Origin of the sequence: Roseateles hydrophilus, assembly GCF_026712245.1 — a bacterium.
Lineage (GTDB): Bacteria > Pseudomonadota > Gammaproteobacteria > Burkholderiales > Burkholderiaceae_C > Pelomonas > Pelomonas hydrophilus.
Window position 1 is genome coordinate 201,185 of sequence record NZ_JAPPUY010000002.1, and the last position, 26,294, is coordinate 227,478.

26 protein-coding genes are annotated in these 26,294 nt (G+C 71.0%); 1 reads left to right on the top strand and 25 read right to left on the bottom strand.

Features of this window, described 5'->3' with window-relative positions; all coding sequences use genetic code 11:
• Positions 1 to 425: 425 nt before the first annotated feature.
• The 12 genes from NYO99_RS08115 to NYO99_RS08170 form a co-directional block, all read right to left on the bottom strand.
• Positions 426 to 1,319: an ABC transporter permease subunit gene (locus tag NYO99_RS08115; protein WP_268166658.1), complete on the bottom strand. Its 894-nt coding sequence runs from the start codon at positions 1,317 to 1,319 to the stop codon at positions 426 to 428.
• A complete protein-coding gene (locus NYO99_RS08120) occupies positions 1,319 to 2,332 on the bottom strand; it encodes an ABC transporter permease (RefSeq protein ID WP_268166659.1) in 1,014 nt (337 codons plus the stop codon). Before NYO99_RS08120 ends, NYO99_RS08115 begins: the two co-directional genes overlap by 1 nt.
• On the bottom strand, positions 2,332 to 3,270 hold the full coding sequence (locus NYO99_RS08125; protein WP_268166660.1) for an N-acetylmuramoyl-L-alanine amidase: 939 nt from the start codon (positions 3,268 to 3,270) through the stop codon (positions 2,332 to 2,334). The genes NYO99_RS08120 and NYO99_RS08125 overlap by 1 nt, the downstream gene beginning before the upstream one ends.
• Positions 3,271 to 3,388: 118 nt before the next feature.
• The gene (locus tag NYO99_RS08130; RefSeq protein WP_268166661.1) at positions 3,389 to 4,294 is read right to left on the bottom strand and encodes a hypothetical protein; all 906 of its coding nucleotides are present in this window, start codon (positions 4,292 to 4,294) and stop codon (positions 3,389 to 3,391) included.
• Positions 4,291 to 5,127 (bottom strand): pectate lyase, encoded by an 837-nt coding sequence (locus NYO99_RS08135; RefSeq protein WP_268166662.1) that lies wholly within the window; start codon positions 5,125 to 5,127, stop codon positions 4,291 to 4,293. The genes NYO99_RS08130 and NYO99_RS08135 overlap by 4 nt, the downstream gene beginning before the upstream one ends.
• Positions 5,128 to 5,390: 263 nt before the next feature.
• Entirely contained in the window at positions 5,391 to 5,981 is a 591-nt protein-coding gene (locus NYO99_RS08140) for a DUF2894 domain-containing protein (RefSeq protein ID WP_268166663.1), read from the bottom strand.
• 2 nt (positions 5,982 to 5,983) lie between these two features.
• The gene (locus tag NYO99_RS08145) at positions 5,984 to 6,670 is read right to left on the bottom strand and encodes an OmpA family protein (protein WP_268166664.1); all 687 of its coding nucleotides are present in this window, start codon (positions 6,668 to 6,670) and stop codon (positions 5,984 to 5,986) included.
• Positions 6,663 to 9,368, bottom strand: coding sequence for a coiled-coil domain-containing protein (locus NYO99_RS08150; RefSeq protein ID WP_268166665.1), 2,706 nt, complete (start codon positions 9,366 to 9,368; stop codon positions 6,663 to 6,665). The genes NYO99_RS08145 and NYO99_RS08150 overlap by 8 nt, the downstream gene beginning before the upstream one ends.
• Positions 9,365 to 10,048, bottom strand: a complete 684-nt coding sequence (locus NYO99_RS08155; RefSeq protein WP_268166666.1) for a DUF3348 family protein — start codon at positions 10,046 to 10,048, stop codon at positions 9,365 to 9,367. Before NYO99_RS08155 ends, NYO99_RS08150 begins: the two co-directional genes overlap by 4 nt.
• A gap of 171 nt (positions 10,049 to 10,219) precedes the next feature.
• Positions 10,220 to 11,197 carry a DUF481 domain-containing protein gene (locus NYO99_RS08160; protein ID WP_268166667.1) on the bottom strand — a complete coding sequence of 326 codons (978 nt, stop codon included), beginning with the start codon at positions 11,195 to 11,197 and terminating at the stop codon, positions 10,220 to 10,222.
• A 104-nt stretch (positions 11,198 to 11,301) separates the two neighbouring features.
• A complete protein-coding gene (gene infA, locus NYO99_RS08165) occupies positions 11,302 to 11,553 on the bottom strand; it encodes a translation initiation factor IF-1 (protein WP_268166668.1) in 252 nt (83 codons plus the stop codon).
• Between the two features lie 355 nt (positions 11,554 to 11,908).
• Positions 11,909 to 13,798, bottom strand: coding sequence for a M3 family oligoendopeptidase (locus tag NYO99_RS08170; protein ID WP_268166670.1), 1,890 nt, complete (start codon positions 13,796 to 13,798; stop codon positions 11,909 to 11,911).
• Positions 13,799 to 14,039: 241 nt separating this feature from the next.
• On the opposite strand from NYO99_RS08170, the gene NYO99_RS08175 reads away from it, so the two are divergent.
• A complete protein-coding gene (locus tag NYO99_RS08175; RefSeq protein ID WP_268166671.1) occupies positions 14,040 to 15,290 on the top strand; it encodes a diguanylate cyclase domain-containing protein in 1,251 nt (416 codons plus the stop codon).
• Positions 15,291 to 15,312: 22 nt separating this feature from the next.
• Here NYO99_RS08175 and NYO99_RS08180 read toward each other — a convergent pair whose 3' ends face one another.
• The 13 genes from NYO99_RS08180 to NYO99_RS08235 all read right to left on the bottom strand — a co-directional run bounded on the left by NYO99_RS08180 (position 15,313) and on the right by NYO99_RS08235 (position 25,888).
• Positions 15,313 to 17,232, bottom strand: a complete 1,920-nt coding sequence (locus NYO99_RS08180; protein WP_268166672.1) for an ATP-binding protein — start codon at positions 17,230 to 17,232, stop codon at positions 15,313 to 15,315.
• A complete protein-coding gene (locus tag NYO99_RS08185; protein ID WP_268166673.1) occupies positions 17,213 to 18,028 on the bottom strand; it encodes an alpha/beta fold hydrolase in 816 nt (271 codons plus the stop codon). Before NYO99_RS08185 ends, NYO99_RS08180 begins: the two co-directional genes overlap by 20 nt.
• A 181-nt stretch (positions 18,029 to 18,209) precedes the next feature.
• Positions 18,210 to 18,521 carry a DUF1330 domain-containing protein gene (locus NYO99_RS08190; RefSeq protein ID WP_268166674.1) on the bottom strand — a complete coding sequence of 104 codons (312 nt, stop codon included), beginning with the start codon at positions 18,519 to 18,521 and terminating at the stop codon, positions 18,210 to 18,212.
• 81 nt (positions 18,522 to 18,602) lie between these two features.
• On the bottom strand, positions 18,603 to 18,908 hold the full coding sequence (locus tag NYO99_RS08195) for an HNH endonuclease (protein WP_268166675.1): 306 nt from the start codon (positions 18,906 to 18,908) through the stop codon (positions 18,603 to 18,605).
• Between the two features lie 117 nt (positions 18,909 to 19,025).
• Positions 19,026 to 19,988: an SRPBCC family protein gene (locus NYO99_RS08200; protein ID WP_268166676.1), complete on the bottom strand. Its 963-nt coding sequence runs from the start codon at positions 19,986 to 19,988 to the stop codon at positions 19,026 to 19,028.
• A 90-nt stretch (positions 19,989 to 20,078) separates the two neighbouring features.
• Positions 20,079 to 20,342 carry a hypothetical protein gene (locus NYO99_RS08205; protein ID WP_268166677.1) on the bottom strand — a complete coding sequence of 88 codons (264 nt, stop codon included), beginning with the start codon at positions 20,340 to 20,342 and terminating at the stop codon, positions 20,079 to 20,081.
• Between the two features lie 95 nt (positions 20,343 to 20,437).
• A complete protein-coding gene (locus NYO99_RS08210; RefSeq protein ID WP_268166678.1) occupies positions 20,438 to 22,093 on the bottom strand; it encodes a sensor histidine kinase in 1,656 nt (551 codons plus the stop codon).
• Complete coding sequence (locus tag NYO99_RS08215) at positions 22,090 to 23,052, bottom strand: transporter substrate-binding domain-containing protein (protein WP_268166679.1); 963 nt, start codon at positions 23,050 to 23,052, stop codon at positions 22,090 to 22,092. The genes NYO99_RS08210 and NYO99_RS08215 overlap by 4 nt, the downstream gene beginning before the upstream one ends.
• Positions 23,049 to 23,444: a response regulator gene (locus NYO99_RS08220; protein ID WP_268166680.1), complete on the bottom strand. Its 396-nt coding sequence runs from the start codon at positions 23,442 to 23,444 to the stop codon at positions 23,049 to 23,051. Before NYO99_RS08220 ends, NYO99_RS08215 begins: the two co-directional genes overlap by 4 nt.
• 96 nt (positions 23,445 to 23,540) lie before the next feature.
• Positions 23,541 to 24,068 carry an LURP-one-related/scramblase family protein gene (locus tag NYO99_RS08225; RefSeq protein ID WP_268166681.1) on the bottom strand — a complete coding sequence of 176 codons (528 nt, stop codon included), beginning with the start codon at positions 24,066 to 24,068 and terminating at the stop codon, positions 23,541 to 23,543.
• A 249-nt stretch (positions 24,069 to 24,317) separates the two neighbouring features.
• Complete coding sequence (locus NYO99_RS21365; RefSeq protein ID WP_422395482.1) at positions 24,318 to 24,524, bottom strand: retron Se72 family effector protein; 207 nt, start codon at positions 24,522 to 24,524, stop codon at positions 24,318 to 24,320.
• Complete coding sequence (locus tag NYO99_RS08230; protein WP_268166682.1) at positions 24,517 to 25,692, bottom strand: reverse transcriptase family protein; 1,176 nt, start codon at positions 25,690 to 25,692, stop codon at positions 24,517 to 24,519. The genes NYO99_RS21365 and NYO99_RS08230 overlap by 8 nt, the downstream gene beginning before the upstream one ends.
• Positions 25,693 to 25,696: 4 nt before the next feature.
• Positions 25,697 to 25,888 carry a hypothetical protein gene (locus NYO99_RS08235; RefSeq protein WP_268166683.1) on the bottom strand — a complete coding sequence of 64 codons (192 nt, stop codon included), beginning with the start codon at positions 25,886 to 25,888 and terminating at the stop codon, positions 25,697 to 25,699.
• Between the last annotated feature and the right edge of the window lie 406 nt (positions 25,889 to 26,294).

Genomic DNA, 26,294 nt, shown 5'->3' on the forward strand with positions numbered 1-26,294 from the left:
GCGCGCCCTCAAGCCCTTGCGCTGCTCGGCGGGCTCCAGGGGGGACAGCAGGAACAGCCGGCGCCAGCCGGCGGGTGCGTTTGGCGGTTGGCTGTTTCGGCTGTTTGGCTGTTTCGGGGTCTCCCCTTCTAAACCGCCGAGAAGCGCAGAAGCCCGGGGCGCGCGCGCAGCGCGCATCAACATCTGACTTCGCGCCCCTTTGTCTGAACGTAGCGAACGCAGTGAGCGAAGTGAGTTGGGCGCGGCCCCGGGCTTCGAGCATCGCAGGGCACCCACCCGCAGGGTGGGCGGTTTTGCAGGGGCCGCTCTTTGCCTACTTTCTGGCGGGCCAGAAAGTAGGTCGCCCGCCGGGGCGAATTCCCGGCTGGGCCTGGCTACCAAGCCAAACCCACGCAGAAGCATCGAAGCGCCGCAGGCAACCTCCATCACGCCACCTTCTTCAACTTCGGATCGAGCGCATCCCGCAGCCCATCCCCCATCAGGTTGATGGCCAACACCGTCACGAGGATGGTCAGCCCCGGCAGCGTCACGACCCACGGCGCCCGTGTGATGTAGTCCCGCGCCGCCGACAACATCGTGCCCCACTCCGGCGTGGGCGCCTGAACGCCCAGGCCCAGGAAGCCCAGGCCGGCCGTCTCCAAGATGGCCGATGAAAAGCTCAAAGTCGCGTTGACGATCAACGGCGCCATGCAGTTGGGCAGCACGGTGATGAACATCAGCCGCCACACACCGGCACCGGCCACGCGGCTGGCGGTCACGTAGTCGCGGCCGATCTCGGCCAGCGCGGCGGCGCGCGTCAGCCGCACATAGCCCGGCAGCGCGCCGATGGCGATGGCGATGACCGTGTTGACGAGGCCGGGGCCCAGGATGGTGATGACGCAGATGGCCAGCAGCAGCGCCGGCAGCGCCAGCACGATGTCCATCACGCGCATGATGGCTGGCGACAACCAGCGCTGGAAGAACGCTGCCAGCAGCCCCAACAGCACGCCTGGCAGGAGCGACAGCGCCACCGCCGCCAGGCCGATGCCCAGCGACACGCGGCCGCCGTGCAGCAAGCGGCTCAGCATGTCGCGGCCCAGCTCGTCAGTGCCCAGCAGAAAGCGTGTGCTGCCGCCCTCGGCCCAGACGGGCGGCGTCAGCATGTGGTCGCGGTACTGCTCGATGGGGTCATGTGGCGCGATCAGCGGCGCGAACAGCGACGCCCCGGCGATCAGCGCGAACACCACCAGCGCGGCAAAGGCGCCGCGGTTGGCGGTGAAGCCCTGCCAGAACTCGCGCAGCGGGCCGGGCGGGTGTGCTTCGGTCACCAGGGTGCTCATCAGTGGCCACCTCCGCGGATGCGCGGGTTCACCACGCCGTACAGCACGTCCACCACCAGGTTCACGCCGATGAAGGTCAGCGCCGAGATCAGGATGCCGGCCTGCACGACGGGATAGTCGCGCCGCGCGATGGAGTCGATCAGCCATTTGCCGATGCCGGGCCAGCTGAAGATGGTCTCGGTCAGCACCGCACCGGCCAGCAGGCTGCCGGTCTGCAGGCCCACCACCGTCAGCACCGGGATCAATGCGTTGCGCAGCGCATGCACGACGACCACGCGCGTGGGCGACAGGCCCTTGGCGCGGGCTGTGCGCACATAGTCCTCGCGCAGCACCTCCAGCATCGACGAGCGCGTCATGCGTGCGACGACGGCCAGCGTGCTCGTGCCCAGCACCAGCGCCGGCAAGATGAGGTGCATCAGTGCTGACTTGAAGGCGCCTTCCTCGTCGCTCAGCGCCGCGTCGATCAGCATGAAGCCGGTCACGCGTGGCGGGTCGAACTCGATGCCGATGCGGCCGCTCACCGGCGTCCAGCCCAGCTGCACGCTGAAGAACATGATGAGGATCAGCCCCCACCAGAACACCGGCATGGAGTAGCCGATGGTGGCCGTGCCCATGACGCCCTGGTCCAGCAGCGAGCCGCGCTTGAGGCCCGCGCTGACGCCCAGCAGCAGGCCCAGGCTGACCGCGAAGATCAGCGCGGCCGCGGCCAGCTCGACGGTGGCCGGGAACAGCGCGACGAACTCCCTGGCCACCGGCTCACGGCTGACCAGGCTCTCGCCCAGGTCACCGCGCAAAAGCTTGCCCACGTAGTCCGCGTACTGCACGGGCAGCGGCTGGTCCAGCCCCATGCGCTTGACCAGGGCGGCGTGGGTCTCGGCGTCGAGCTGGCGCTCGCCCATCATGACCTCGATGGGGTCGCCGGGCACCAGGCGGATCAGGCCGAACGCGACCAGCGTGATGCCGATCAGCGTCGGCACCAGCGTGGCCAGGCGCTTGAGCAGAAAGCCCAGCATCACCAGCGCGAGGTGTAGGGGCGTGTCTCGCCCTCGCCCGCGCCCTTCACGCGCATCAGCGCGGGCGTGGCGGCCACGTCGATGAGCGCGGCCGTCTCGGCGTCCACGGTGCCGGAGATGTCGCGCGGCCGGTACTTCATCTGGAAGGTGGACACCACTTCCTTGGTCAGCGTGTCCATCTGGCCCGAGCGCGACACGTTGTAGCCGATTCGCGTCAGCCGCTCCTGCAGCCACGCCACGTCACGCGGCGCCACCTCGTGCTCCAGCGTCTTCACGAGCACGGCGGGGCCGTCCGGCCAGGGGATCAGCCCGGCGTCGGCCAACTGCTTCCACGGGAAGTTGGGGCCGGGGTCCTGCTTGCGGCCGGGCGCGATGTCGGCGTGGCCGATGATGCGTTCGGGGCGCACGTTGTGGCGCTTCTGGATGTCGCGCACCAGCGCGATGACCTCGTCGATCTGCGCCTGCGGGAAGGGCGCGTAGACGCGGCCGCCCGGGCCGTCCACGTAGCCGGCGTTGACGATCTCGATGCCGATGGACGAGGAATTCAGGTTGCTGTGCCCGGCCCAGAAGCTGGCGCCCGCGTGCCAGCTGCGGCGGTTCTCGTCCACCAGCGCGTAGCTGATGGCCGGGTTGTCACGCACCAGGTAGTGGCTGGAGACCTGGCCGCCGGTGGTCAGCACGCGCAGCGACTTCTCCCAGTCCAGCACCGTGTAGTGCAGCACGATGAAGAGGCTGCGACTGTCCTGGTTCTGCGACGTGTGGCTGCGGTCGATCTGCGGCGCGCGAATCTCGCCGCTGGCGCTGCGCAGCGGCGGGGGCAGCGTGGCGGGGGTGGCGGCGCCGGTCTGGGCGGGCGCGGAGGGCGAGGGCGGCGGGCTGGCGCAGGCGGCCAGCAGCAGGGCCAGCGCGGCGGCAAGGACGCGGGAGGGGGCGGTCATGGGGCTGGATTGTTGCAGTGCCCACCGCCTGCCCGGACCCGGGCCGGCCCGCAGCAGCCATGCGCGCCGGCCGGGTGGGTATGAGCGCAGGTGATGGCCGGGCCGCAGCCTCGGGCGCTCAATGCAGCCCGGCCAGCAGCTGCGCCTGCTCGGCGGGCCACAGCCCCGGCGCGCGGGCCAGCAGCGGTGCCACCTGGGCGGGGTCGATGTCGTGCAGGCTTTGCGCCAGGGCCTGCCAGGCGTGGCGGCGGCGGTCGGGGTCGGCAATGCGGGCCACCAGGTCCAGCGCCTCCAGCGGCGCATGGCGGGCCAGTTCGTCGCCGCTGGCGTGCCGGGCCAGGGCCTCGTCCAGCGCGGGTTGCGGGCCTTGCGAGCGCAGCCAGTCGCGCGCGGCCGGGCCGTCCTGCGCGGCCCAGCGCGCCCAGCCGTCGGCCAGCAGCGCGCCGCGCGTCTCACCGGCCGGCAGCATGCTGGCGAACACGGTGGCCGAGCGCGCATCCTGCTGCAGCCAGCGGTCGTGCAGCGGCGCCAGCAGGCCGGCCTGGCCCGGCGTGGCCTGGGCCCAGCGGGCGGCCTGGTCGGGCGTGGTCTCGGCCCAGTGGGCGAGCAGCGGCTGCAGCAGCCGCTCGCGGGTGTCGGCGTCCAGCGGCGCGCGGGCCAGCGCCTGCACGGCCAGCGGGTGCTGGCGCCGCTGGGCCCAGTGGGCCAGCAGCTGTTCGTACAGTGGCAGCGCCAGCGCGGGCTGGCGGGCAGCCAGGGCCTCCAGCGCCGGCAGCGCGGCGGCCGGGTCGCGCGCCAGCTGCTCGCGCAGCGCGGGCAGGCCCAGGGCCGGGTCGGCCGGCGCGGCGGTGGCGGCCTGTGGCGCCGCCACGGGCGCCGGCTTGAAGACGTGCAGCGGCGGCGGCGCCGCCGCCTCGGCCGCAGGCATGGTGGGCACAGGCGCTGGCGCCGGCCGCAGCGCCAGCGCCGCGAGACCGGCGCTGGCCGCCACCAGCCCCCAGGCCAGCGGGCGCAGGGCGCTCACTTGAACACGCAGGCGCGGGCGATGTTGCTGGCGTTGGTGTCCTTCACCGGCTCGCTTCCCGAGCCCGTGCCCACAAAGCCTTCGCACTTGGCCTTGGAGCCGCTGTAGACCAGGTCGGTGATGGTGGCCACGTCGTACTGGCCGGCGATGCCCGACTTGCTGTCGTAGCTGCTGTTCACGCCCACGCCGGACGAGTTCACCGTGCCCAGGCGCACGCCGGTCACCGTGATCTTGCGGGCGTACTGCGTGGAGCAGTTGCCGCAGGAGCGGGCCAGCTTGCCGATGTTGTCGGCGTAGAAGTCCTGGATCACCAGCGTGCCGTCGCTGTTGTGCTGGAACAGCTTGTCGGCCGCCTTGAAGGCCGCGCCGCCGCTGATGGTCAGCTTGCTGGTCACGCCGCTGAGCTTGCGCACCGTGGCGCCGTCCTCGCCCACATCGGCCCAGTACACATTGGTGATGTTGCAGACGCCGTAGCAATGCACGCCGTCAGCGCCGCCGGCGGCCAGGTTGGTGCCGCTGCCCAGCGAGCCGTCACCGATGACCACGTTCTTCACCGTCGCGCCGTTGTTCAGCTTGAACATCGGGATCTGGCTCTCGCTCTGCGTGCCCTTCATGTTGGACGCGGTGCCCACCAGGCAGACCCATTTGCCGTACTTGGCCACGCCGTCCCAGGTCGTGCCTGCAGGCACGTCGATGGTGGCGCTGACGTTGACCTTGGTGCAGGCCGGCACCGTGCGCACGCCGGGCGCGGCCGTCGCGCTGCCGGCAGCAGCCACCAGGGCCAGCGCCACCACACCGCGCCACAGGCGGCGCGCCATCAGGAATCCGTTCATGTCTTGTCTCCAGTCGTTGCTTGTTGTGTGAGGTCACGGCCACGGGCGTGGCCGCGGCTCGGCACGCGGGCGTCTGGGCAACGCGCGACGGATCAGGGCAAGGCGGGGGAGGTGAACAGCGGCTCCGGCCCGTCAGGCGCTGACGGTCGAGATGTCCAAAACGGCGTGTTGCGCCGAACGAAACGTAATTTCGTATTTTCGGAACGTAGTTCCAATTGGTGTTTGCCTGAGCCTGCTTGCAGGCTCGGCGCCCGCCGCCACCCTCAGCGCTTGCGCGCCGCCGGCTTGCGGGCGGCCGCCTTGGCCGGCGCCGTGCGGGCCGGCGCGCGCGCGCCGCGGGTGGGCTTGTCGTCGGCAGCGGGTTGCAGCGGCGCCAGTGCGGCCAGCGTGTCGAGCTGGGTCAGCAGGCGCTGCAGGTAGTCGGGCGCCAGGGCCTGCAGTTGCTGCAGCGCGCGCGTCACCAGCACCTGGCTGTTCAGCGGGCCCAGGTGCTCGGGCACCGGCGCGCTGACCTCGGCCATGCGCTGCGCGGTGCGCAGCTGGCGCCAGGTGCGCTGGTGGGCGGCCACGGTGCGCAGCTCGCCGCCGCCGGGCGCCTGGCTGTGCAGCAGCGCCAGCAGCGCGGTCAGCGGGCTGGGTGTGGGGACGGCGGCGGCGCGGGCCGGCGGGCCGGCCGGCGCGGCTTCGGCGCGCTGCAGCAGCCGGTCCACCAGTCGCTCGCGCAGGGCGCCGGGCGGCAGCGCGGCGGCGCGGCGCGCCAGGCCGTCCAGCACGCGCCGCTGCACCGGGTCGCCGGCCAGCAGGTCGGTGCGTGCCTGCAGCCAGGTCAGCGGATCGCGCAGCGCGTCGTCCATGCTCAGCGGGCCGGGGCTGATGCGGGCGCCGAGGCGGCAGCAGCGCGCTGGGGGCGCGGCGTGGGGGCGATCTCCACGCGCCGGTTCAGCGCGCGGCCGGCCGCGTCGTCGTTGGAGGCGACCGGCTGCTGCGGCCCGAAGGCGGCCGCGAACACCGCGTCTGGCGGCAGGCCCTCGGCGGTCAGCACGCGCATGACGGTCAGCGCGCGCTGGGCCGACAGCTCCCAGTTGTCGGCGAACTGCCCTGTCACCACGGCGCGGTCATCGGTGAAGCCGCTGACCATCAGGGCCTCGTCGCGCTGCGCGAGGTAGCTGCGCAGCGGCCCTGCGAGCCGCTTGAGCAGGGCCCGGCCGTCGCCATGCAGCTCGGCCGAGCCGGTGGCGAACAGCACCGCGCCGCTGATGCCGATGCGGCCCTCGGCCAGCGTGATCAGCCCGGCCTTCAGCGACTCGGCCAGCGGCCCCGCCAGCGCCTGCTCCAGCGCCTCGCGCCGGGCCTGCTCGGCTTCGCGCTGGGCCACCTCGGCCTGCAGCTGGTGGGCCAGGTCCAGCTGGCCCACCAGCGCGGCGGCCAGCACCAGCACGAAGGCACCCAGCACGCCGGCCATCAGGTCGCCGAAGGCGGCCCAGGCCGGCGCGCTCAGGCCGTCGGCCGGGGCGTCGTGCTCCAGGTCCAGCGGCTCATCCATGGGTGGCCGCCGTGTTCTGCAGCGCGTCCAGCACGGCCTTCTGCGAGCCCAGGCACAGGTCGATGACCTCGCGCGCCTGCGCCACGTAGTAGCTCAGCTGCTCGTCGCTGCGCGTCAGCGTGGCGCCCAGGCGTTCCTCCAGGGCGGCCAGGTGCTGCACCAGCTGCGCGTTGGCGCCCTGGAACTGCGCGACCGCCGTGCTGAAGCCCTCGCCCAGGCTGCCCATTTCGGCGGCGCTGGCGGCCATCGTGGTGACGGCGTCCGACAGCGCCTGGCCGGTGGCGCCGGCCTGCTCGGTGAAGCGCTGGCCCAGGCTCTCCAGCTGCGTGGCAGAGCTGCCCATCAGCGTGTGTACCTGCGTGGCGGTGCCGGCCAGCAGCGTCTCCACCTGGCCGGCGGCGCCCTGCAGCAGCGCGTCCACCTTGGCGGCGGCGCCGTCCAGCAGCGTGCCGACCTGGGCCGACGTGCCGCCCACCAGCGTGTCCATGCGGCCGGCGGCGCCCGCCAGCAGCGCGTCCAGCGCGGCGCGCTGTTCGCCCGCGGCCTGCTGCAGCGAGGCCAGCAGCGTGGAGACGGTCTGCATCAGCTCGGCGCGCTCGGCGAGCGCGGCGCGGTCCTGGGCCTGGCTCTGGGCCAGCTGCTCGCGCAGCGCGGCCACCACCTCCACGGCCGCGCGCGGCGCCTCGCCAGCTGCCTGCAGCAGGGCGCCGGCCTCGCTGAGCGTGGTCTTGGCCTGGGCCTCGGTCTGCGCGACGAGGTCGCGCGTGTGCTGCAGCAGGCCGTCGGCCAGCTGCTGTTGCTGCGCCAGCTGCGTGGCGCCGGCGGCCTGCAGCTCGTGGCGCCAGGCGGCCAGGCGCTCGGCGTCGTGGCTGGCGTGGGCCGTCTGCAGTTGGCTGTGGGCGGCGGCGATGGCGGCGATGGCGGCCTGCGTCTGCGCGGTGAAGCCGGCCGTCAGCTCGGCCAGCGCGTCCTGCGCCCGCTGGCCGCTGGCGGTGAGCAGCTGGTGGGCGGCGTCGCGCTGGGCGGCCAGCAGGCGCTCGTTGGCCTCGCGCTGTGCGGCCAGGGCCTCGGCCTCGGCCCGCGCCTCGGCCCGGGCCTGGGCGTCCAGCTCGGCCTGCAGCGCGGCGTGGCGGGTCTGGGTGTCGGCAATGCGGTCCAGCAGGTCCTGCGTCTGCGTCGCGAAGCCGGTGGTCAGCGCGGTCAGCGCGTCCTGCGCACGGGCGCCGCTGTCGGCCAGCAAGGCCTGCGCGGCCTCGCGCTGGGCGGCCAGCAGGCGTTCGTTGGCGCTGCGCTCGTCGGCCAGCGCCTGGCGCTCGGCCGACAGCGCGGCGCGGGCCTGCTCGGCCTGAGCCGCCTGCGCGGCCTGCTGGCGGGCCTGGTGCTCGGCCAGGCGCTCGAACAGGGCCTGCGCCTGCGCGGCCAGCCGCTCGGACGCCTCGGCCAGCGCCTGCTGGGTGGCGCTGCGCTGCTGGGCCAGCGCGTCGGCCTGCTGGCGCAGCACGTCGGCGCGCTCGGCATCGGCCTGGGCCTGGGCGGCCTGCTGGCGGCCGGCGGCCTCGGCCAGCGCGGCCAGCAGCGTCTGCGCGGCGGCGTCCTGCTGCTGGGCCAGGCGATCAACCGCCTGTTGCGTGGCGCTGCCGGTGTCGGCCAGCAGCTGGGCATGGGCCTCGCGCTGGCGGGCCAGCGCGTCGGCCTGGGCGGTGGCGGCGGCCTCGCCCTGCTGGGCGATGCGTTCGGCGCCGGCCTCGAAGCGCTGGGCCAGCGTGCCCAGTTGTTCGCCCACCTGCGTGCCCACGCGCTCATGCAGCGCGGCGGCCTCGCGGGCGATGCCGGCCATCACCGCCTTGGCGGCGGGCTGGATGGCGGCGCCGGCCAGGCGGGCGCTCTCGGTGAGGCTCTGGCGCAGCGTGGCGTCCACGCTGGCGGCCAGCGCGGTGTAGGCCGCGCGGGTGTCGGTGTGGAAGCGGTCGTTCTGCGCGGCCAGCTGGCAGGCCACCTGCTGGGCGAACTGCTGCAGCTGGTCCACCAGCGCCTGCTGCTGCTGGCGCGCGGCCTCGGCGGCGGCAGCAGCGGCGGCCTGCTGGACCTGCTCGCGGCGGTGGGCAGCGGTCAGCGGGCGCAGCGGGCCCAGCAGTGCGCTGTCCAGCAGCGCCACGGCGGCGGCGCGCTCGCGTCGTGCCAGCGCCACCATCAGGCCCAGCATGGCCGAGCCGGCCACGCCGGCCACGCTGGCGCTGAAGGCCAGGCCCAGGCCCTGCACGGGCGCGCCCAGGGCGGTGCGCAGCGCGGCGAGGTCGGCCGACGCGCCCAGCGCCGAGGCCGTGCTGCCCAGCGTCAGCACCAGGCCGATGAAAGTGCCCAGCATGCCCAGCAGCACCAGCAGACCGGCCAGCGCGGGCGCCAGGGCCAGGCCCGGCAGCGCGACGCGCAGGCCGTCCAGCCGCTGCTGCACGGCGGCCTGCAGCGCGGCGGGCACGCGGGCCGGGAAGTCGTCGCCCGTCAGCGCCTCGCGCAGCGCGCGGCTGGCGCGGCGGAAGGCGGTCAGCTCCCACACGCCCACGGCGAAGAAGGCGGCGATCAGCAGCGTCATCGCCAACGCCACCGGGTGGTGGCGCGCGGCGGACAGCGCCGCGCCGGCAATGGCCGCGAGGCCGGCGGCCAGGGCGAGGGGGTAGAGGGCGGTCAGGAAGCGGTTCATGGGGAGTCGGCCTGGTGCAGCGCCTCAAGGGAGTCCATGAGGCCCAGCACCGGTTGGAGTCGGAGGTCCAGCTCGGCCCGCAGCAGGCGCTGCAGGTCGGCCCAGAAGGGGAGGCGCCAGCCGCGCGCATCGGCGGCGTGGTGGGCCTCGGCGCGGCGCGTCAGCAGCGTGGCCAGGCCGGCCAGCGCCTGCTTTTCGGCGGCCAGTGTGGCGTGCTCGATCACGGCATCCAGCTGAGCCAGCCTCATGCCGGTGCCCGAGGCGTCGGCCAGGTGCGGGCGCAGCCGCTCACGCAGCGTGGCGATGCGGGCGGCCATCAGGCGCTGCTGCTGCGCGTGGTGCAGCCGGAACGGCGCCAGCAGGTCGGCCAGCGACACGCCGTCGGGCGCGGGCTCGGCGGCGTCGCGGGCCAGCAGGGCGTCGTCGAAGGCGTTGGCGAGGTCGCTGTGCAGGCGCTCCAGCGCGGCCGCCGCCCAGCGGCGCGCCTCCTCGGCCGCCGCGGCGTTGACGCCGCTGGCCGGTGGCGTGGCCAGCACCTGCGACAGCCCGATCGCGTCCGCCCAGCCCAGCCAGCCGCCCAGGCGCGGCGCCACCGGCGTGGCCGGCACCGGCGCGACGCCCCATTGCAGCAGCAGCCGGGCCAGCGGCTCGGGGGCTGTGGAAGGGGGGGAGGCTTGCATGCGGGCGGCGGTCGCGCACACGGGTCGCGCGCGAGGAAAAAGGGCGAGAGTTTAGTGAACCCCGATCAGCAGGCCCTTCCCGGCCCATGCCGGCAAGCCAACGAGGGGCTGCGCGCGCGTTGCCTGGCCCCCCAAGGGAGGCGCGCTGGGCGCCGCCCGGCCGTGGGGGGCTCAGAACGACACGCGCGTCGTCAGGCTCAGCCGGCGGTACTGGGCGGCGTCCAGGTTGACGGCGTTGCGGCGCAGCTCGTGGCGCAGGCCCACGCGCAGGCTGTCGGTCAGGTCGTAGCCGAGCTCGGCGTCGCTGTCGATGCCGGTCTCGCCCCCTGGCCACCGGTACAGGCGCAGCGTGTGATCCAGTCGCACCCTGGGGCTCAGCCGCAGGTGGTTCTCCAGCAGCAGCGACAGCGGCCGCCACGTGAGGCGGCGGTGCAGGCTCAGCACGTCCAGCGCCACGCGGTCGGCATTGAGCACCAGCAGCGTCTCGCTGGCCGGCGACCAGGCCTGCCGCCAGCCCAGGCCGGCTGTGGCCTGCACCAGCACGTAGTCCAGGTCGGGCAGCGGATCAAGGGCGAAGGTGCTGCGCTCCAGGTTCACGCTCAGCAGCCCCACCCAGGGGCCATGCAGCGCGCGCAGCCAGCGCAGGCTGCCGCTCTGCTCGTTGTTGTCCACGTTGTCATCGACCACCTTGTAGTCCGCCGCCAGCGTGGCCTGGATCTCGTGGCGCGCCGAGCGCCAGGTCGCGCCCAGGTCCAGGCTGAGGTTGCTGGTGGTCGAACCGTCCTTTTGCTGCCAGTAGCCCGACGCGCCGACCGACAGGTCCACCGGCTGCCAGCCCGGCGCCGGCCTCGCGGCCTCGGGCGGCGCCGGTGCCGTCGCCACGGCGGGCGGTGTCGCGGGCTCGAAGCGGGCCTCGGCGTCGCGGAAATCGATGTCGCCAAACCGGTCGGTGCGCACCCGGCCGCCGGCCGCATCGCGCGCCAGCAGCACGCCCGACAGCGTGTTGCCATCGGCAAACCGCAGCCAGCCGCGCACCGGCGCGGGCTCGGCGGCGCGAGCTGGCGCTGCCAGCAGCAGGGCGAGCAGCAGCGGGAGCAGGGGGCCCCGGCGCCAGCGATGGCGCGGGACGGACAGGCGAGGCGCAGGCATGGTGCGGGCGCGAGTGTGCCGCAGCGCGCTTGCGCCGCCACAAACGACAACTGCCGCCGGCCCGGTGTGGGCACGGCGGCAGCGTCGGGGTCAGCCGGGCGGGATCAGCGCGACGAGGTCGGCGCCGGGCCGCGGTTGGCCAGGTGTCGGAACGTGATGCGACCCTTGCTCAGGTCGTAGGGCGACATCTCCAGCGATACGTTGTCGCCGGCCAGGATGCGGATGTGGTGCTTGCGCATCTTGCCGCCGGTGTAGGCGATGACCTTGTGGCCATTCGTCAGCGTCACGCGGAAGCGCGAGTCCGGCAGGATTTCGTCGACGACGCCGTGCATTTCGATCAGTTCTTCTTTGGCCAAGTCAGTGGGCTCCGTAGGCGCGGGCGCGGCACGGGGCCACGCAGGATCTTTGGCAATGCCCGATCCGGTGCGGCGGGCGGCCGAGCCGGGGACATTGGACGGGCTCCGCCTGGCGGCTGCCGGGCGGGACAGAAACACTCAAGAGCTTCAGCAAGATTGCTGTGGCGAGCCGCTCAGGAGTCGGGCCAGGGGATGACCGGTGCGGCTGCTGGGAAGACCCCGGGGGTCTTGCGCGTATCTATGCCCGGATTGTACCGGCCACCCCCGCGATCCGTCCTGCCCGACGCGCGCAAGCCCCGCGAACCCGGGAAGATCGCGCGAAATCGGGCCGGCCGGCGGGCCTGCCCGGCGGCCGTCAGGCCTTCTGCGCCAGCAGCTTCTCGATCTCGTCCAGCAGCCGGTCCATGTGGCGCACCAGGGCCTGGTAGGGCGCGGGCGAGTCCATGTCCAGGCCGGCGGCGCGCAGGCGCGGCACCGGGTGCACGCTGCCGCCGGAGCGCAGCACCGACAGGTAGGTCTCGGGCATGCCGGGCTTCTTCTGCAGGATCTGCTCGGTGAAGTAGGCAGCGCCGGCCATGGAGGTGGCGTACTGGTAGACGTAGAACGGGCGGTGGAAGTGCGGCACGAAGGCCCACTCGCTGCAGACCACGGGGTCGATCTTCATCACGCCCTGGTCGGCGCCGTGGTACTTGCGCAGCAGGCCGCAGTACATCGCCGTCATGCGCTTGCCGGTCAGCGGCTCGCCGCGCTGCAGGGCGTCGTGCGTGGCCAGTTCGAACTCGGCGAACATGGTCTGGCGGAAGTAGGAGCTGCGCAGGCGCTCGACGGCCTCGGTCAGCAGGTACAGCCGCTCCTCGCGTGACTTGGCCTGGGCCAGCATGTGTTGCTGCAGCAGCAGCTCGTTGCTGAACGACGCGATCTCGGCCAGGAACAGCGGGTAGCCGGCCGTCTCGAAGGGCTGGGCCGCGTTGGCCAGCACGGTGTGCATGCCGTGGCCCCACTCGTGGGCGAAGGTGCTGAGGCTGTCGAACGTGCCCTGGTGGTTCAGGAACACCAGCGGCGTGAGGCCGTAGACGCCGCTCTGGTACGCGCCGGAGGATTTGCCCGGTGCCGGGAACACGTGCATGGTCTTCGCGCCCAGCGCCTCGCGCAGGCGGCGCTGGTAGTCCGCGCCCAGCGGCGCAGTCGCGGCCACGGTCAGGTCGCCCGATTCCTCCGGCGTGTAGCGGCGCTCGCTCTTCACGAGGTCGGGGTAGATGTCGTGATACGCCAGGTCGGGCAGGCCCAGCAGGCGCTGGCGCAGCTTCAGGTAGCGGTGCAGCGTGGGCAGGCCCTTGTTGGTCTCGGCCACCAGCGTACGGTAGACGGACTCGGGGATGTCGTTCTCCGCCAGGCTGGCCGCGACGGCGGACGGGTAGCCGCGCAGGCGGGCGTTCACCACGCCGGTCTCGACGCGCTGGCCCAGCAGGCTGCCCAGCGTGTTCTCCAGGCGGCCGTAGGTGCCGAAGAAGCGCTCGAACACCTGCTGGCGCACCGCGCGGTCCGGGTGGGCGCGCAGCCGGGCGTAGCCGATGTCGTTGAGCTTCTCGGTCTTGCCGTCCACCACCAGCGTGGGCCAGTCGGTGTCCACGGTGGTCAGCAGCGTGCGTGAGTTGGTGGCCGCACCCAGCACCGGGCCGAAGGCGGCCAGCGCGCCTTCCGCCTCGGGCGTGAGCTGGTGCGCGGCCTGGCGCAGCACCTCGCGCAGGCGCTTCTCGTGCTTCTTCAGGCCCGGCTCGGCGGCCAGCCAGGCGTTGACCTTGGCTTCGCCCAGCTGGCGGATCTCGCTGTCCACCCAGCTCAGCGCGCTGCCCCACTGGCCGCCCAGCGAGCGCAGCAGCGACTGGCGCTCCTGGTTGCGGGCGTCGCGGTTGTCGGTGGAGGCCATCGCGCTGGCGTAGACGGCCACGCGGCTGTAGCGCTGGCGCCAGCTGGACAGCGTGTCCAGCGCCTGGCGCAGGCTGGCGGCGTCGCGGGTGAAACCGTTGCGCAGTTCGCGCAGCGAGGGCAGCGCGGCCTGGATGGCCAGGCGCTCGGCGTCCCAGGCCGCGTCGTTCGCGAACATGGGCGTCAGGTCCCACACGTAGCGGGCATCGGGCGCCGCGGCGGCGGCCGGGGTGGCGGCCTGGGCGTGGGCGAGGGAGGGGCCGAACGCGGCGCAGGCGGTGGCCAGCAGCGCGGCGAGCAGGGTCGGGCGGGTCGTCATGGGTGGGCGAGGCGCAACGGGTTGAAAAACCCGGCAGCGTAGCCGCATGCGCCGCGGCGGGCCGATGGTCACGCCCGTTGAAAGTGAAGGGAAATTCGGGCAAGACCTGACACCAGGATCCGCTCGGGCGCCAACTTCGACCGCGGCCGGCGGCCCGCCTTGCGGCACACTCTCGCGACATTGCGCACGCCCGGCAGCTCGCCTCCACGAGCCAGATCAGGCGGCCGACAGGGAGGATTTCATGACTGACAAGCTCGGCCCGTCGTTGGCCGATGGCCCGCCCGCGACCCTGCTGGCGCACAGCCACGAGCTCTGGTGGCGCGAAGACGCGCAGGGCTGCCTGCAGGAGGTGTCGGCCTCGGTGCTGCCGCTGTGCGGCTGGCCCGCCGAGGCGCTGCTGGGCCAGCCCGTGAGCAGGCTGCTGGAGCCCGGGAGCGACGCCACCGATGCCGCGGGCCGCGCGCTGCTGCTGGCGCGCGAGCGGCCGCCTCGCTGGGTGGCTTTGCATGCGAGCCCGCTGGTGGATGCGCTGGGCCAGCCCGCCGGCCGCTGGGTGCTGGCCCGCGACCTCACCGAGCAGTTGCGCCTGGAGGCCCGGTTGCAGCACAGCGAGCGGCGCTACCTGGAGCTGGGTGAGACCGCCAGCGAAGGCGTGGCCGTGGTGCAGGACTGGTGCTTCAAGTTCGTCAACCGCCACCTGTGCGAGTTCGTGGGCTTCCCCGAGGAAGAGCTGTTGGGGCGCCCCTTTCTGGACTTCATCCTCGAGGAGGACCACGAGCTGCTCAAGAGCAACCACCGCAAGCGGCTGGAAGGCGTGCCCATGCCGATGCGCTACGAATACCGCGTCAAGACCCGGGCGCGCGGCGTGCGCTGGCTGGAGATGGGCGGCTCGCTGATCGACTGGCAGGGCCGCCCGGCCACCATCAACTACATCAACGACGTGACCACCCGCAAGGAGCTGGAGGCGCAGGTGCGCCAGCTGGCCTTTGTGGACGCGCTGACCGGCCTGCCCAACCGTCGGCTGCTGGACGACCGGCTGCGCATGGCCGTCCACCAGGGGCCGCGCACCGGCCTGCATGGCGCGCTGCTGTTCGTGGACCTGGACCGCTTCAAGCCGCTGAACGACACCCACGGCCACGCGGCCGGCGACCAGCTGCTGGTGGCCGTGGCCCAGCGCCTGCAGGCGGCCGTGCGGGCGTCGGACTCGGTGGTGCGCCTGGGCGGCGACGAGTTCGTCGTGATGCTGACGCCGCTGCCGTCCGACCCCGAGTTGGCCGGGCACCAGGCCGAGCGCGTGGCGGCCAAGCTGCGCGAGCGCCTGGCCCAGCCCTATGTCCTGCGCCTGCCCGGCGGGCCTGGCGGCGAGCGTTGCGTCGAGCATCGAGGCTCGGCCAGCATCGGTGTGGCGCTGTTCGGCCCGCAGGACGACAGCCCCGAGGCCGTGCTCCAGCGGGCCGACCAGGCCATGTACCGCGCCAAGGCGGCGCGCTGAGCACCGCCGCCGCGGGCGGCCGTCAGTCGGCGGCGGGCGCGGTGACGTGGCCGCGCAGCAGCACGGCGTCCAGGTCGTTGAGCAGCCGCACCACGTTCAGCGGCTTGGTCCAGTAGGCGTCGAAGCCGCAGGACATGGCCAGCTCGATGTCCTGCGGCATCGCGTCGGCCGACACGGCCACCGCCGGCACGCGCTCCGCGCCCGGGCAGGTACGCAGCTGGAACAGCAGCTGCATGCCGTCGGTGTCGGGCAGGTGCATGTCCAGCAGCAGCAGGTCGGGCACGCGCGACAGCACGGCCTGGCGCGCGTCGGCGCCGCTGCGGGCCACGCGCAGCGCCAGGCCGGGGCGGCGCATCAGGATGGACTCCATCAGCAGCACGTTGACCGGGTCGTCCTCGACATACAGCACCTCCACCGCACCCTGCGGCGGCGGGGCCGGCTCGTGGGCTGGCGGCAGCGGCGGCGGCAAGGCCGGCGCGGCGCCCTGCGCCTGGCGCAGCCGCAGCACGAAGCAGCAGCCGCTGCCCTCGGGGGACGCGAGGTCCAGCGCGCCGCCCATGCTCTCGGCCAGGCTGCGCGAGATCACCAGCCCGAGCCCCGTGCCTTCGGTCGGCGTGTACTCGGCGCCCAGGCGGTTGAAGGGCTGGAACAGCTGGCTGCGCTGCGCTTCGGTCAGGCCGGGGCCGTCGTCGTGCACCGACACCAGCACCTGTCCGTCGAGCGCGCGCACCGTGAGCCTGATCCAACCGCGCGGCCGGTTGTACTTGACGGCGTTGGACAGCAGGTTGTTGAGCACCTGGTGCAGCCGGCCCTCGTCGGCCTGCACCTGCAGCGTGTCGGCGTCGGGGCCGTCGGTGTGCAGCTCGACGCGGATCTGCCGTGCTGCCATCGCCGGCTCCAGCCCCTGCACCACGCGCCGCAGGCTGGGCAGCAGCGGCAGGTTGCGCATGTCGATGCGCAGCCGGCCGGCCTCGATGCGCGCGATGTCCAGCACATCGTCGATCAGGCGCAGCAGCAACTGGCCCGCGTTGTGGATGACTTCCAGCCGCGGCAGGGCGCCCGCTGCGGCGACGGCCGGTTCCTCGCTCAGCAGTTGCGAGAAGCCAATGATGGCGTTCAACGGTGTGCGCAGCTCATGGCTCATGCGCGCCAGGAATTCGCTCTTGCTGCGGCTGGCGCGCTCGGCGGTGTCGCGCTCTCGCTCGGCCTGCTCGACGGCGTGTTGCTGCGTCACGTCCACCACCATGCCGTGCCATACGGTGCGCTGGTCGGGCTCCGCATAGGGCTGGGCACGCAGCTGGTGCCAATGCCAGCCGTTGCCGGCGGCCCGCACGCGGTAGCGCGCCTGCCAGATGCCCAGCCGCCGGGCTGATTCATCGCGCGCGGCAAGCAGCGCGTCCACATCGTCGGCGTGCACGCGGGCGAGCCAGGGCAGGTCGCTGAACTCCAGCGCCTCGGGGCTGAGGTCGTACAGCGACACCAGGCCCGCGCTGGCATAGGGCATGGACGCGCGGCCGTCGGCCTCGCGCACGTACTCGAACAGCAGCAGTGGCGCCGCGTCGGCCGAGCGCTGCACGCGCAGCAGCGCCGTCTCCAGGCGCAGCCGCTCGCGCATGGGCGTCAGCACCAGCTGCATGCGCTCATCGGGCGGCGGCAGCCGGCTGGCGCAGGCCAGCACCTGCACGGGCCCGGCCGGGCTGCGCAGCTCCAGCGTCAGCTCCTGCACCGTGCGCCCCAGGTTCAACATGGGCAGCAGGTGCGTGTGATAGACCACCCGGCCCGCGCGGCTCAGCACCGCGTCCAGGGGTGTGCCGGCCAGCTTGGCCGGTGTGCAGCCCAGCCAGTCGGCCACGCAATGGTTGGCCGCCAGCACCTGCCCGTCGCGGTCGAGCTGCAACAGCCCGACCGGCAGGTGCTCCAGCTCAGCGCCGAGCACCGTCACGCAGCACGCCCTCCAGCAGCCGGATGGTCATCTCCGGGTGGCTGACGTGCGGGCAGTGGCCGGCGATGTCCAGCTCCTGCAGCGTGGACATCGGCACGTGCTGCTGCAGCCACCGGCCCACCGCCACGGGGGCGATGCTGTCGCGCATGCACTGCACCAGCGTGCTGGGCACCTGCAGCTGCTGCATTTGCGCGCGGACGTCCACGAGGAAGGTGATGCGCGCGAACTGCCGGGCGATGCGCGGCTCCAGCGTGCACAGCGTGCCTTCGAACTCGCGCACCAGCTCCACCGGGTTGGTCTCGCCCATGGCCATGGGCGCCAGCAGCGCCGCCCAGCCGAAGTGGTTGGACTCCATCAGCCGGAACATGCCGTCCAGGTCTTCGCGCTCGAAGCCGCCGACGTAGTCGGGCGGGTCGTTCAGGAAGCGGGGCGACGGCGCCAGGTGCACCAGGTGTTCAAAGCGCTCGGGCTGCTGGTGCGCGGCCAGCGCCATGACGACGCTGCCCACCGAGTGGCCCACGCACACCACCGGCGGCAGGTCCAGGGCCGCCAGCAAGTCCAGCAGGTCCTGGGCGTAGCCCTGCAGCGACGCATGGCGGCTGGCGTCCCAGGCGGGGATGGCGCGGCCGCAGCCGGCCTGGTCAAACACCACCACGCGATAGCGGGCCTCGAAGGCCGGCGCCACCAGTCGCCAGATGGAGCGGTCGCACCCGAAGCCGTGGACGAACACGATCGTGCGTTCGCCCGATCCGCTCACCTGGGCATGGAGGCGTTCGACAACGTGTTCTGCAGCCATGGGTCCTCCTTGTGCGTGCCCTTGACCGCCTGTGCTGCGGCAGGGCGCATGCGTGGCCGGCACGGTAGCACGGCAGCGGGGCGCCCGTCGCCTCTCGTCAGGGCGCCGCCCTGCCCAAAAACTCACGGATTGCGCGCGCCGGGAGCAGGCTGCTGTGACGGCGCTGCCGGGGCCGCCGCCGTCAGGCTTCGCCGGGCTGCGGGCCGTCGTAGCCTTCGACGATGACCACGTCTGCCTCAGCGGCCGGGCGGCGCAGCGCGATCTGGGCGGCGTACTCCGGCGAGCGGTAGCAGGCCAGCGCCACCTCGTAGTTCGGGAACTCGATCACCACGTTGCGGCCGCGGCTGCTGCCCTCGGGGTTCTCGAACTGCCCCGCGCGCACCAGGAAGCGGCCGCCGAACTTCGCGAACACCGCGTTGTTGCGTTGCGCGTAGAGCTTGTAGGTCTCGGCGTCGGAGACATCGACGCGGGCAATCCAGTAGGCCTTGGGCATGGGGCGGTGGTGGGCAGTGGGAAAGGGTGGGAACGTGTGGCGCACGGTGGTGCCGTGCGGTGCAGTGTGGCGCATCGCGCGTCAGCGCCGCCGCACCCGGGCGCTCTTGCGCGTGGCAACGAAGAAGTCATCCGGCTTGCGCTGCACCCAGCTCACAAAGCGCCGGATCTCCGGGTGCGCCAGCAATGCGTCCACGGTGGCGTACTGGCGCGCGAGTTCGGTCTCGGTGAGCAGCGCATGAATCTGGCGATGGCACACCCGGTGCAGGAACTCCGTGTGCCGGCCGCCCTTGCACTTGGGCACGAGGTGGTGGGCGTCGCGCTGCGCGGGCGGGATGGGGCGCTCGCACAGTGGGCAGACAACGATCGCGGGATCAGGCGACGGCATTGCGTGAAGCAGCGTTGCAAGCGGTGGATGGTGTCGGCAGGTTCGGGGTGTTGCACGGCGCGGCGAGCAAGACCCTGTGCTGCGGTGGGCTCCGCTTGAGTGGCAGTCGCTCAGCAGCTAGGCCTCGGCCCGATGTTTCATGAGTCCAAGGATGGACCGGTGAAAGTCCTGCAAGACCAGCCTGCCCCAAACGTTGCCGTAGAGCTGCAACCGGGATTTGTTGACAAAGCGCGTGGTCAGGCTGAGCGTCGAGCCGCCTGCCGGGTTGGGGGCGACTTCATAGCCGCCATCGATCAGGTCGAAATAGTCACCGCCCACCTCGACGTGGCGGTCCAGCGCATCGCGCGGGATGGCGCCGCGCGGAATCACGAACTTCCAGTGCATGACCGACGGCGCCTGCCACTGCGTGATGACCTCCTGGAACCAGACGTTCTTCTCCCACCGGCTGGTGCGAACAGCACCAGGGCCGCTGCCGTCCATCGCGGCCTGGATGGGCCTGGGCAAACCAATCGAGTGCACGAAGCTGAAGCCGAGCTCATCAGGGCGGATGTCGCGCACCTCGGCCAGGCGGGCGAAGACTTGCTCCGGTGTTGCAGCAATGTGGATGGTGTTCGTCACGCTCTGGATGTGTGTTTGTGGCGGCGAGAGGCCGTCTACGGGCGCCATCAGCAGGGGCAGCAAGGCAAACGCGGACAGCGTGGACGTCCGAGCTCGCAGGCGGTTGTGCGTCCATCCTGCCGCCAGTCCACCCACCATGGCAGCCACGTAAAACACGGGTGCCACCAGCACCAGGCAGATCAGCCCCTCCAGCAGGGTGATGAACATGGCGATGAGAAACAAGGACATCGCTGCGACCGACACACCCAGCTGGGTGCGCACCGAGACGTGCGCCGTGCCTGCACCCCACAGTACGGCGATCGCTCCGACGGACAGCGGGCAGACCACGAGGAACGCCGTCGAGATGATCTCCACGAATGGCAGTGGCTGGGCCCATTCAAAACCGGTTCGCAGCGCCAACCCGTAGAAGGTGCCGGCCAGGATGGCGCTTAGAACGCGTTGGGTTGACGTTGAGATGAGCATGGACAGATCGGGATCCCGGGGGGCGGTGTGTGCGGTTGTCGCGAGGCGAGCCAATAGAAGCGCAGCGCATGTTGGCCGCTTGAGCCAACGTCAGCCGCCGGTGCTCAGCAGCTTGTCAGTGTCTCTCGCGTCTCGAGCGTCTGCGGCCATGGCGTTCATCACGGCGATGGCGGCGCTGCGCCACACCTGAGCTGGCTCGCGCTCAACCCAGGCGGTCAGGATGCGCGCCAGGCGCGAGTCCAGGCGCCAACCGTGGTCGAGCCAAAACTCGGGCTTGCGCATCTCCTCAGGCAATTGGCGCTCCCATTCTTCGCGCAGCAGCGTGGACCAGCAGATGAAACGTTCGTCTTCCATGGCGGTTCGAGGTGTTGAGATGGTGCGTTCTGAGCTGTCAAAAGCGTAACCCCGCTATCCGTGTGGCGACCGGCGAAGCCGGGCCACACGGACCTTCAGCCGCCCTCGCCCGCCGCCTTCGGCAAGCGCACCGTGAAGCAGCTGCCCCCGCCCTCGGCCGGGGCGACGCTGATGCTGCCGCCGTGCACCTCCACGATGCGGCGCGCCAGCGCCAGGCCCAGGCCCGAGCCCTCGTAGCGGCGCCGGGTGTGCAGGCGCTGGAAGGGCTTGAACAGCCGGGTGGCCGCGTCGGCGCTGATGCCGATGCCGTGGTCGCGCACCTGCAGCACGCGCATCGGCCCGTCGTCGAAGGCGCTGAACGCCACCTGCGGCGCCTCCCCGGCGTTCACGAACTTCAGCGCATTGCTCAGCAGGTTCTGCAGCAGCGTCTGCAACATGGCCGCGTGGCCGTGCACCTGGCCCAGCGGCGTGGTGGTGATGCGGGCGTCGCTGTTCGCGATCTGCGCGGCCAGCGCGTCGCGGGCGGACTGCAGCGTCTCGTCCAGGTCAACCCGGCCCATCGTGGGCGCCTCGTGCTGCTGCAGCCGGGCAAAGGCCAGCATGTCGTCCAGCAGGCTGCGCATGCGCTCAGTGCCGCGCAGCATCAGCGCGAGGTGCTGGCGGGCCGCGTCGTCCAGCGGCTGGGATTCCTCGCGCAGCAGGCTGCCAAAGCCGGCAATGGTGTTGAGCGGCTCGCGCAGGTCGTGGGCGGCGAAGTGCACGAACTGCTCCAGCCCTTCATTGGCGCGCCGCAGTGCCTCACCGTGCTGGGCCAGGCGCTGCTGGCTGCGCCGCAGCTCATGCAGCGTGGCAGCCAGCAAATGCCCCGGCAGCAATGCAGCGGCGAAGGCGATGTAGATGAACACCTGCTGCCACGCGGCGCTCAGCGGCGGCGCCGGCAGCAGGCCACTGCCCAGCGCGGCGGCCAGCGCGATGGAGACCGCCAGCGTCAGCAGATAGGCGCCGCTCAGCGGCAGCACGACCGCCGCCGTCACCAGCGGCAGCGTGATGAACACCATGGGGTAGGGCAGGTAGGCCGCGGCCAGCAGCGTGGCGCCCACGGCGGCGCACAGCAGCGCCCAGGCCAGCGCATTGCCCGCCAGCCGCCGCAATGCCTGCGGCCCTTCGCTGGCCAGCAGCAGTGCCAGTGGCAGCGTGGACAGCGCACCGATGGCGCCGCCCTCCAGCCAGGGCAGCCACAGCCCGGTGAAGCCCTGGCCGATGAGCGGCCCCACCGTCAGCAGCGCCACCGTGGCGCTGACCACGGGCGCCGCCAGCGCCGCCATCAGCAAGGCCCAGCCCAGCGTGGTGGCCGAGCCGATGCCGCTGCGGTGCAGGCCTGCGCGCCGCAGCCCGGCCGCCGCCAGGCTCACCTCGGCCAGGTTGGCCGGCGTGAAGGACAGCGCCAGCAGCAGCTGGTCTCCCCACAGCGCATTCGCCGTGGCAATCGCCAGCGTGACGGCCGCCAGCAGTGCCGGCCAGTCGCGCCGGGGCCGGTGCGCCAGCGTCGCCACGGCCAGCGCGTTGGCATACCAGATGGACGCCACGCTGCCCGGCTGGCGCGACAGCTCCAGCGACAGCACGGCCGCCACCGTGTAGGCCAGGGCCAGGCCGGCGGCGGTGGGCAGCAGCGGCTGCAGCGCCAGCCACGAGGCGGGCGGTGGGCTGCCGTGCGTGGTGTCGAGGTGGCGGGGCGGGGTGGCGGCCGTCATGTCAGCGTGGACGGGCCGGTGTCGCGGGCCGCGTGCCGCCGCCGCCGACGCCACAGCAGCCAGGCCATCAGCAGCCCGGCCGCGCCCAGCCACACGGCCGCCCAGCCCACCAGGCGGTGCCAGCGCGGCTGCATCAGCGCGCTGCCATGCAGCGGGCCCATCCAGCGCTGCTGGATCTCGCTGCGGGCCTGCAGCGGCAGCGCGGCAATCGCGTCGTCCAGCCGCTCCACCAGGTCGGCCCGGGCCTTGGGCACGGCCAGGCTGAGCGCGTAGTCAAAGCCGATGGGGCCGGCCGCGCCGAGCTCGCCCAGCCCATGGCGCTGCGTGATGAAGGCGGCGCTGGCGGCGTCCACCACGGCGGCGTCGAAGCGCCCCTCGCGCACGCCGCGCAGCGCCTGCACGTCGTCGGGCACCGCCTCCCAGCGCACCTGCGGGAAGCGCGCGCGGGCAAAGCCCTCCACCGCATAGCCCGCGCCCACCGCCACCGGCCGGCCCGCCAGCCCCAGCAGGCGGGCCTGGCCGTCCATGCCCGGCAGCACGGCGCCCGCCCCGGCGCGCACCACCAGGATGGCCGGCACGGTCACATACGGCCGTGTGAAGGCCAGGTACTCGGCCCGCTCCGGCGTGGGGCGCAGCGACGACACCAGATCCGCCCCGCCCGCCCGCAGCAGCGCCAGCTGCTCGGCCAGCGGCGCGGGCGGCAGCGTCTGCAGCCGCAGCCCCGCCGCGGGCGCCAGGCGCGCCAGCAGGTCGACCGACAGGCCCTGCACGCGCCCCTGCTCGTCGGCAAAGACGAAGGGGCCGTAATCGCGCTCGGGCGCAAAGCGCACCGTCAGCGGCTCGGCGTCCGCCGCGGCGTTGGCGGCGCGGGCCGGCGGCACCAGGGCCGGCAGCAGGGCAGTCAGCGCCACCAGCAGCGCCCGTGCTGCTGCGTGCAGGGGCCAGGGCCGGACCGTCATGCTTCAGCCAGCCGTGGCGGCTGCCCCAGGTGCTGCGCTTGGGGCAGCGTCAGCGGCTTGACGAGGTAGTCCTTCACCACCGGGTGGGCCAGCGCGCGCTGACGCTCGGTGTCCAGTGGCGAGCTGCTGAGCACAACGATCTCCGTCCCGGCCCGCACGGCGGGGGGCAGGCGCTCGAAGGCGTCGATGAACTCGAAGCCGTCCATGCCCGGCATGTTGAGGTCCAGCAGCACAAGGGCGATGTGCCCGGGCGCCTGCGTGATGGCGTTCAGCCCCTCGGCGCCGCACTCGCACTCCTGCACCGCCCAGGGCAGGCCCGTGCGGCCGAGCACGATGCGCGTGTACATGCGATCGAACTCACTGTCATCGACGAGCAGGACGGGGATGGTCATCACCTGTCGGTCCGGGAGCGCTGACGCGTTGACTGAGTGTAGTCAGCCCGGGCGGCGCGGTGTGCATCGGCGTGAGCCCCGCCTGCCGGCCCCGCGTCAGTCGCCCGCGCCGGGGCCCGAGGCCTGACTTTCGGCCGACTGGTCGATCATCAGCCGTGCCATCAGCAGGGCCACCAGCGCCTCCACGGCGGGGTCATCGCTCAGCAGCTCCACGACGTGGCGGTTGCGCAACGTCAGCCATTGGCCCTGCGCCGTGGCCAGCAGCTGGCCGCGGTGCTCCACGCGGAACGACATGTCGATGAGGTTGCCGGTCAACGTGGCGCCGTCAAACGGCCCGCCCTCCACCACCAGCGTGCGCCGCAGCGTGAACACGCGCTGGCACAGCGTGAAGCTGCCCAGCGGCGAGCTGATGTCCCACCGCGGCACCCAGCTCAGGATGCGCCGCCGCATCACCGTCTCGGCCCCGTTGGCGGCCGTCAGCACCCACACCTCGCGGAACCAGGCGAAGCGCCAGGTGCAGTCGTACAGCTCCACGGGCTCGCTGCCGTCGCCGCGCTCCTCGCGGATCTTGAAGCGCTCCTTCAGGGACAGGCGCTTGGCGGCGATGCTGAGGTGGCGGGGCATGGGGGGGCAGAAGGGGGCGAGGGGGCTGGAGTCGGACCAGGTCAGTAAGTTGGGCGGAGCTCGCGACTCCAACAAGCAGCGCATCGGGCAACTCGAAGCGCTGGGACCGGCCATGAGTGAATCCAGGCGGTTTCCTCACCGAAGGGTTTAGATTTGAGAGCTGACCCCGAGCCTGCGCTCCAGCACCGGTGACGGTCGGTAGGCCCGTCCTACTCGGCTCGAGGTGCAACCCGCGCCGGCATCGATTCCTTAGCCAGTACGTTCGATACGAATAGCGCGGGGGCCCTTAGGCTCGTCTCTCAAGCCGAATGAAACATGTGCCCCGTCGAACAGAATATCTTCGCTGGCTGCGTCCAGTCTGTAGAAGAAGACGTCCTTGCCTTTCGGTCGACGAATGAACCCAAAGCCCTTGATAGGGTAATAGCAACGGATAACTCCGGTATGCCGTTCATCCATAGATTGCCTCGTCCTTGGTGCAAGTGGGTGCGTGACGCCCCAGCTTGGCGTGAAGTTCTGCGGCAAGCGAGGCGTTAGTGCGCGAAACGATATTAACGCGGTATCGAGCCTGATAATAGCGTTCAATATAGCTGACGTTGTCTCGCTTCCCTAGCGTCACTCGGCAAATGGAGTTGACAATTTTCTCTGTTTTGGCGATTTCGGAGGGGCTATAGAGAGGCGCGGCAAGGCGCAGCACTTTCCTGTACCTCTTGGCTTCAACATGTTTCAGCTGGGCCAACATCGCGACCTTACCTGAAGTCTGGTTGTGAAGGTCGTGAAACTCTTTGCTTGTCCTATCGAATTTGGCGAGCCGGATGCATTTCCTTACGGCTGTTCGGATCTTGGCTCGATCATCGCCTTTGACACGAGGTTGACCGAGATTCAACTGGAGGCCGGTCACCTCCATGGGTGTATGCGGATTCTCGCGCGATGCAACCTTCGTTTTCCGTCTCTTAGGCGCAAAGCCATGACACTTGAGCATCTCTGCTACCTGCTCTACCAATGACTGAATTCGCCGAGCTGACAATGGTCGGGTGGAAGAGATGGAGATATCATCGATAAGGCGGCTGTAAGTTAGCCCCTCATATCGCAGATTATTTACGAAGCGATGTTCGATATCGTAGAGCGCGAGATTTGCGATGTATGAGCTTGTGCAAGCACCTTGTGGCAGCTCGCCATTTCTCGTGCACAGATCGGCAAGCACTTGGGCAACTGCATCCGAGAAATGGAAGAAGTGCTTGAATATGTCGACTACCGCATTGCGCTTGATGGACGGAAAAAAGTCTCGAACATCCATCGCAACGATCACGTGCGCACGCGCGTGGCAGTGCGCATTGTGGATATAGTTCCTATCCTTTATGCTGCCGTACAGATAGGGCGGGAAGCTGACGTTCTCGAAAATCTGCCTGTTAATTCTACGTTGGACAGTCTTCAGCTCTTGGGTTGGGCCGGCTACTTTGCGAAAAGAGCCATCTCGCTTTGGGATGTCGAATTCGCGATAGTGACTCGTGGCAGAGCCAGCTAATGTTTTCAGCTGCTGTGTAGAAAGCAAGAGTGCGCGGGCAAGCGAATCTACGCTTCCAATGGGTTTGCTGTTGTAAACCGGGCGCATAAAAGAAACAGACACCTACTTAACCGAACAGATCACTCTGATCAAGAAAAGTTTTCAAAACCTCAATGAGTCGATACCAACTCGCGAGACTTTGAATACCTCGAAGAGCACCACCAACAACTTTGCCCCATTCAAGCTGGGCAGAGTTGTTCTTTTTAGCGGCATTCCTGCCGCAATTTGACGAACTTGACTTTTTGGACTTGCGTGCCATCGTTATCTCCTTAGTTTGGGTTTACGCCTTGCACACCAGCGTGCTCGGCTCGCTCACTCAACATCGGAGATAGGTAGAAAATAACGACTCTTCGTGGTCAGGTGTCTGCACATTCGCTCAACAACGGTGTACACCGGTTTCGATCTTCTCCGCCTTCTCGTGAGAGGGCAGGGCCGAAATCGGGGCATCCGGGTCTAGCCTTGAAAACAAGGCGCCTTTTGCAAGGCTTAGACTTTTCTACCCAAGTTCGCAAATTTTCAAAGAACGGTGATTCAGACTTTCGCCTGACGACGCCGACTAGCGACGCTCGCAGATGCTAACGCTTCAAGTCATCTGATTTGTTCGGTGCGTTATGTAATTTTTCACGTCGACGTTCGGGCGGATCGAGCGGGGCAAGCGCAGTTCG

Excerpts from the sequence above, each read along its gene's own strand:
- NYO99_RS08120 (WP_268166659.1), bottom strand. The coding sequence starts at position 2,332 with ATGCTGGGCTTTCTGCTCAAGCGCCTGGCCACGCTGGTGCCGACGCTG.
- NYO99_RS08155 (WP_268166666.1), bottom strand. The coding sequence starts at position 10,048 with ATGCAAGCCTCCCCCCCTTCCACAGCCCCCGAGCCGCTGGCCCGGCTG.
- NYO99_RS08220 (WP_268166680.1), bottom strand. The coding sequence starts at position 23,444 with ATGACCATCCCCGTCCTGCTCGTCGATGACAGTGAGTTCGATCGCATG.
- NYO99_RS08205 (WP_268166677.1), bottom strand. The coding sequence starts at position 20,342 with ATGGAAGACGAACGTTTCATCTGCTGGTCCACGCTGCTGCGCGAAGAA.
- NYO99_RS08190 (WP_268166674.1), bottom strand. The coding sequence starts at position 18,521 with ATGCCCAAGGCCTACTGGATTGCCCGCGTCGATGTCTCCGACGCCGAG.
- NYO99_RS08175 (WP_268166671.1), top strand. The coding sequence starts at position 14,040 with ATGACTGACAAGCTCGGCCCGTCGTTGGCCGATGGCCCGCCCGCGACC.
- NYO99_RS08145 (WP_268166664.1), bottom strand. The coding sequence starts at position 6,670 with ATGGATGAGCCGCTGGACCTGGAGCACGACGCCCCGGCCGACGGCCTG.
- NYO99_RS08185 (WP_268166673.1), bottom strand. The coding sequence starts at position 18,028 with ATGGCTGCAGAACACGTTGTCGAACGCCTCCATGCCCAGGTGAGCGGA.
- NYO99_RS08140 (WP_268166663.1), bottom strand. The coding sequence starts at position 5,981 with ATGGACGACGCGCTGCGCGATCCGCTGACCTGGCTGCAGGCACGCACC.
- NYO99_RS08210 (WP_268166678.1), bottom strand. The coding sequence starts at position 22,093 with ATGACGGCCGCCACCCCGCCCCGCCACCTCGACACCACGCACGGCAGC.
- NYO99_RS08195 (WP_268166675.1), bottom strand. The coding sequence starts at position 18,908 with ATGCCGTCGCCTGATCCCGCGATCGTTGTCTGCCCACTGTGCGAGCGC.
- NYO99_RS08160 (WP_268166667.1), bottom strand. The coding sequence starts at position 11,197 with ATGCCTGCGCCTCGCCTGTCCGTCCCGCGCCATCGCTGGCGCCGGGGC.
- NYO99_RS21365 (WP_422395482.1), bottom strand. The coding sequence starts at position 24,524 with ATGGATGAACGGCATACCGGAGTTATCCGTTGCTATTACCCTATCAAG.
- NYO99_RS08170 (WP_268166670.1), bottom strand. The coding sequence starts at position 13,798 with ATGACGACCCGCCCGACCCTGCTCGCCGCGCTGCTGGCCACCGCCTGC.
- NYO99_RS08200 (WP_268166676.1), bottom strand. The coding sequence starts at position 19,988 with ATGCTCATCTCAACGTCAACCCAACGCGTTCTAAGCGCCATCCTGGCC.
- NYO99_RS08135 (WP_268166662.1), bottom strand. The coding sequence starts at position 5,127 with ATGAACGGATTCCTGATGGCGCGCCGCCTGTGGCGCGGTGTGGTGGCG.
- NYO99_RS08125 (WP_268166660.1), bottom strand. The coding sequence starts at position 3,270 with ATGACCGCCCCCTCCCGCGTCCTTGCCGCCGCGCTGGCCCTGCTGCTG.
- NYO99_RS08150 (WP_268166665.1), bottom strand. The coding sequence starts at position 9,368 with ATGAACCGCTTCCTGACCGCCCTCTACCCCCTCGCCCTGGCCGCCGGC.
- NYO99_RS08225 (WP_268166681.1), bottom strand. The coding sequence starts at position 24,068 with ATGCCCCGCCACCTCAGCATCGCCGCCAAGCGCCTGTCCCTGAAGGAG.
- NYO99_RS08215 (WP_268166679.1), bottom strand. The coding sequence starts at position 23,052 with ATGACGGTCCGGCCCTGGCCCCTGCACGCAGCAGCACGGGCGCTGCTG.
- NYO99_RS08115 (WP_268166658.1), bottom strand. The coding sequence starts at position 1,319 with ATGAGCACCCTGGTGACCGAAGCACACCCGCCCGGCCCGCTGCGCGAG.
- NYO99_RS08235 (WP_268166683.1), bottom strand. The coding sequence starts at position 25,888 with ATGGCACGCAAGTCCAAAAAGTCAAGTTCGTCAAATTGCGGCAGGAAT.